At 59.9% G+C, this 4,910-nt stretch carries 3 protein-coding genes and 1 pseudogene; all 4 read right to left on the bottom strand.

Translation table 11 applies throughout. From position 1 onward, the window contains the following. Positions 1 to 461: phosphoadenosine phosphosulfate reductase domain-containing protein (locus AC52Q4_RS16330; protein WP_495537859.1), on the bottom strand; the 461-nt coding region annotated here is incomplete at its 3' end. Positions 462 to 498: 37 nt separating this feature from the next. Further along, positions 499 to 3,834, bottom strand: a complete 3,336-nt coding sequence (locus AC52Q4_RS16325; RefSeq protein ID WP_495537858.1) for a hypothetical protein — start codon at positions 3,832 to 3,834, stop codon at positions 499 to 501. Next, on the bottom strand, positions 3,797 to 4,699 hold the full coding sequence (locus AC52Q4_RS16320) for a DUF4007 family protein (RefSeq protein ID WP_495537857.1): 903 nt from the start codon (positions 4,697 to 4,699) through the stop codon (positions 3,797 to 3,799). Before AC52Q4_RS16320 ends, AC52Q4_RS16325 begins: the two co-directional genes overlap by 38 nt. After that, positions 4,696 to 4,910: pseudogene (locus tag AC52Q4_RS16315) on the bottom strand (cysteine desulfurase); the annotation flags it as partial. The pseudogene AC52Q4_RS16315 and the gene AC52Q4_RS16320, both read right to left, overlap by 4 nt.

Below are 4,910 nucleotides of genomic sequence, written 5' to 3'. Positions count from 1 at the left end.
TTGGGCGGCTTCTTCCCTACGTACCCTTCTCGGTCTTCATCCGCCCGAATGCCGATATAGCTATAAGCGTGGTCGGCCCCGATGTGTCGTTCGAACGGCTGAATCTTAAGCACCCGGGTACACCACCGGGCTTGCGCATTCGGAAGAAACCCACCGTAGTATTCATTCAATATCACATCGAATGGATTGCGGCCGGCCTTTCGCTTGATACCCAGCATGTCCAAGACGTTGAGACGTTGGATCTCAGTGCCCAGTAGTGCTTCGAGCTTTTCCAGGTATTCGTATGTTTCGGGTAGCTCACAGCCGGTGTCGCAAAAAACATATTCCACCGGGAGTTGCGGGTACTGCTGATTGAGGTAAACCGCGAGTGCCGCGGAGTCTTTGCCACCGGAGATTGACACCACGTGTCGAATATCCGGATTGTCCGCGTCAGCCAGGGCGTCGTTTATCGTCGCGCTCATGCTTATACTCCTACGCGCAGTGCGGCGCGAGTAGCGATCATTGATCGGGGAGCAAGCGGACGACCTCTTCGGCCGCTGCATCTCCCGCGAGCTCGCGGTAGCGAGCGTACCACTGTTTCATGCGTTCTTCAGCAAGTTTGGCTAGTTGCCGGGAGTCCGCGCCGAGCTCTTCAATACTCAGCGCCGAAGACAAGGCGATTTCCTCGATCCGGCGGGCGGCGGCATCGAGCTCGCGCTCAAAGGCCGTCAAGCTCGCATCGGTCCAGCGTTGTACGGGCTGCCCAATAAGCAGAAAAGCCAAGGAATCCACCAGCTGGTAGTCGTGTCGGTAGTTGGTGCGCAGCCGCATCACCAACCCGCTCAATCGCTTCTCGGGAAGGCGTTCGACCAATGCATCGGGGAAACAGGATGCCCATTCCTGGGCTGCGGCGTTTGCTGTTCCCCCATTGGGCGGACGCAGGGTGAGAATCCGTCGGATTGCCGCTGCAGCCTGGGTGGCATATTGGGACGCCACCGACTCGAGTGCCTCTTTGGCATCGACCAGCCTACCGGTAACATTCGGGCTCGGTTTCTTTGCCCCAGCAACCCACGGGAATTGCTCAAAAATCAACTCCGTGGGCTCTGTGCTTTTCGCCAGGGCTTGCTGCAACCGCTGCCCTGCAGCACTGACGTTCCGAGAGGTTAATGCGGCCGGCGGGAGTGTTTCCCGCCAGCTGGCGATAGCGTCGTGACAGGCACGAAGAAGATCCCCTTCGCGCGGCGCGTCGGACTCGCTGCCCGCAAAGGTACGGTATATGCGTTCCAAGTATTCGAGACGGCGTTTGTCCAAAGCTAGAACCTTCACTCGGTACTTCTCAGGATATCGCACCAGATCCTCGATCTCGGAGGCGAGGATGTCCTCAAGATAAAGACCATCTCGGGTAATCGCCACGGCAGCCGGAAATGCCTGATAAGCTGAGGCGATCAGCAAAGGCAACACACCTCGGCGCACCCCATACGGCGGGCTTATCAATTGCTCAATGAGCTTCCTCGGTTCTTTCGGGTCAACAGCCGGTTCTGTGAAAAAATGCTTCAGATGCACCCACACCTGGGATAAACCGGGGTCGACCAACTCCTCGGGTTGGGCAAATCGATGACGCCCGTCCCCGTCGCGGCGGTACAACCCCGTGCGCGCAAGGAGCGTGCGAAATATCGACGCGTCCGGTGTCCGGCCTGTAAGACCTAAGTCCGACACTCCGACCCGCTCGAGAATGCCAAGCTCAACTTTCTTGCGGGCGTTCACCAACACGCGGGATGGCCGATGCCGGTTAATCATTTCGTTGCGTAGCGCGGGCGTAGCGTGAAACACGCGATCCATGATGATTGACAGCTGCTCGCGCAACGCACGCGGCGAACGCACTGCGATCTCTTCTCCACAGTAGAACCACCGTGGTCCGTCCGCCTCCGGCCAAACAATGCGCTCGACCAGCCGTTGTAGATGCGTGCGGGCATCGTCAGCGAATTGCTCTAATTCCGCTACGGCGAGCGGGTCCTCCCCGACAATCTCGGGGTCGTGCTGCAGACGGCGCAGACACCACACCTCGAGGGCAATTTCGGTCAGCGCCACGGGTTCTGTGGGGACTGCCAGCAGCAACCGTTCATTCAACAACTGCTGGCAGGCCTGCGCCGCGACCTGCTCGATCGCCTCCCGGGTCTCGGCGAGCACATACACCACGCGGCCGTCCTCGCCCGGAGCGAGGGGGGCGAGGTGTTGGCTACGATCCAGATAGGCGCCCATTTCCTCGACGCTACAGTATTCGCCCGACAAAAAGCGTCGCACATCGTAACGGTCGTTGTGCCGCACCGGTTTCCATACCGGAGCTGCGACCTCCTCGTTCAGAAATTCGATCAATCTAAAGGTGTCTCGCTCCCGCGCCTTCGCTTCCTCGAGCCGCGAGCGAACGTCCAGATCGGTACCATGCCACAAACTAACCTGGTCGGTGTGCCGGCGGTGCAGCAAAAGCTTTTTGACGATCAAACGATCAACCGCGTCCCGCGCCGGATTCGCATCGCCGTACCCGGCCACGGCGAAAACCAGTGCGTCGAGACTCGCTCGAGCCCGCTCGCCGCCGCTACCGAGGCCGAGCAAGCAAGCTGCTGTCAGCGCTCGTATGGTGAGCGGTTCGTCATCAGCTTTGCTCAGCGCGCTTTCAGCCTCTAGCCAACGTCGGTGCGTACCGCCAACTCCCGCATCCGCCCGCATTGCGGGGGCGAAGTACGCGTATAGGCTCTCCGGCCCCACCGGTTCGTTCAGCAGCTGATCGTAGAGAAAAGCGAACAGCGTTCGCTCGTTCTGGGCCACACGACCAGAAATAATGGGCAGCAACGCCAAGGTTGCCGGCTCAAGAGGATACGCCTGCTCAAGCGTTTCGATGAGACTCTGCTGCGACCACTCCCTAAACCAACCCAAGCTCTGGGACTGCCGAGCCGCCTGCTTGAAGGTGCCTCGGCCCGGCCGCTTCAGGTTCCGTGGTCGACGCGTTGCCACCACATCCCCTAGTAGGCGAAACAACTCGCGCGAATCGTCAACATAGTGATGCTCAACGAATCGGCCTTCTACCTTTGCCCACTCGGTGCGCACGGAGTGAGAGACCCGGTCCGCGTACTGAAGCAGGCGCTGATGCAGTAGTACGCCAAGCGTGGTGGGCAGTCCCGGGCTACGGGCAACGTATTCCGCCAATGTTTGCACATCCGCCAAGTCACCCGGCCGTCCGTCGTTGATCAAGGATTCCAGATGCCGCCCGAATTCATCCCACACGATCACGCAACGATCGCAGCCGGCTTCCGCCGCCTTGGACTGCGCCATATCAAGCAGCGACAGTGCTTCCCTCATAGAACCGCAGGGGCGCTCTCGCACAGGACGCGCCTGTCGGCCAAGCTTGAGCCGCTCCATTGTTTCCAATACAGCTCGTCGTAATGCGTCAGGAAGACTGGCTTCATGACCATCTAGTACCAACACCAGCCCCTGTTTGCCGCTCCGCCGGCGCTTGCCGGCGAAGCTCGCCAAGGCGGGGCTCACCTGGCGCATCCGGGATTCAATACCCTGCAGCGTCAGCCGTGAATCGGAGCGATTCTCCACAAGGTGCAGTAGATAAGCTGCGGTGAGGCTCTTGCCGGTACCGTAGGGTGCCGTCACTAGCCACGCCTTTTCCCCACGGCGACCAAGCATGGCGTCGATAAAAGGAACGCTCTTGGCGGTCGGGCGAAAGTGCTCAACCCGGGCGGGCTCGGCAGCGTCCATCCGGACATGGATGGAACGCAGCAGCGCTTCTACATCAATGTTGGCTTTTTGTTGTTTACGCGGCATCCGCTTGTGCGTCTCCAAGTCCCGCATAATAGCTTTCCAGCCAGGCAATCGGCTCACCACGCGGCAGACGCAGCATGCGTTCGGCGCCGAGGCCTGTGATATTCAGCCCTTTGGCGGCTCGCTCCGCGTTCTGTAGTAGCTCGTAAAGGCCCTCGGCTCCCACCAGCATCGCTGCACCCGGCCCTCCCGGCTCGCGCGCTAGTCGCTCAATCGAAATATCCACGGTTCCGCGCCCACCTCGGGCCTCCAGGAACACCAGGGCGATGTTGTAACCGATCAATTCAGCAGGCTTGGTCGCCGACTGTCCACTTCGTTGATACACGCCCGAGGCCGGGAGGTAGTACAAGAGCCCGAGCTCCCCCAGACCGCAGTCGTTACCGTCTTCAGGATCATCGCGCGCAATCGGCAATGTGGTAGCGTAGCAGCGCAGCAGGCACGATATATCCCGTTCTAACGTATTTCGGCTTGGCGCCTTGCGTCGGTGCAACTGAAGAAACTGACTCAACCGTTCAATACATACAGCGCGCTCGAAGCGAGCTTGGCCAAAATGGTTAAAAAACCAACTCCAGGCCCCCGCGCGTGGCTGATTAAATAGCTGTATGTGAAGCGCCCACCAGGTGCCCGGGGCTAGAAAATAGGGATCGTAGGCCCAAATAAGCTCACCCAAGTCGGTGGCCGAAAAGGGCCCACGCGTGTTCCCCAGGCGCTGGGCCAATCCGGTAACCAGCAGCCAATGGCGGATGCTCTTGGCCATATTCTCACCCACGCCAAGTGCATCGGCAGCACCGGGGCCAGCCAACACTTCGGGGTCTTCCAACGCCAGCGCAAGCCCCTTGTGGAGCCAGCCCTCACGAATGACGAATGTCTCATGCCCGCCGAACGACCACCTCATGCCAGTCGCTCCAATGCGCTCAAGCGGTCGATAACGGCGAAAAGTTGACAAAGCGCGGCATCGAGCTCCGAATGCGTATTGGTTTCACCGAAAGAAAATCGCACGCTACCATAGGCATCCGCTTCAGACAGTCCCATGGCCTGTAGGACATGGGACGGTGTCGGTCGTTGGTTGGTGCAGGCCGAGCTCTGGGTGACACATATACCGGCCA

The organism is Nitrococcus sp., assembly GCF_059432795.1.
This window is presented reverse-complemented; position numbering and strand designations above follow the sequence as displayed.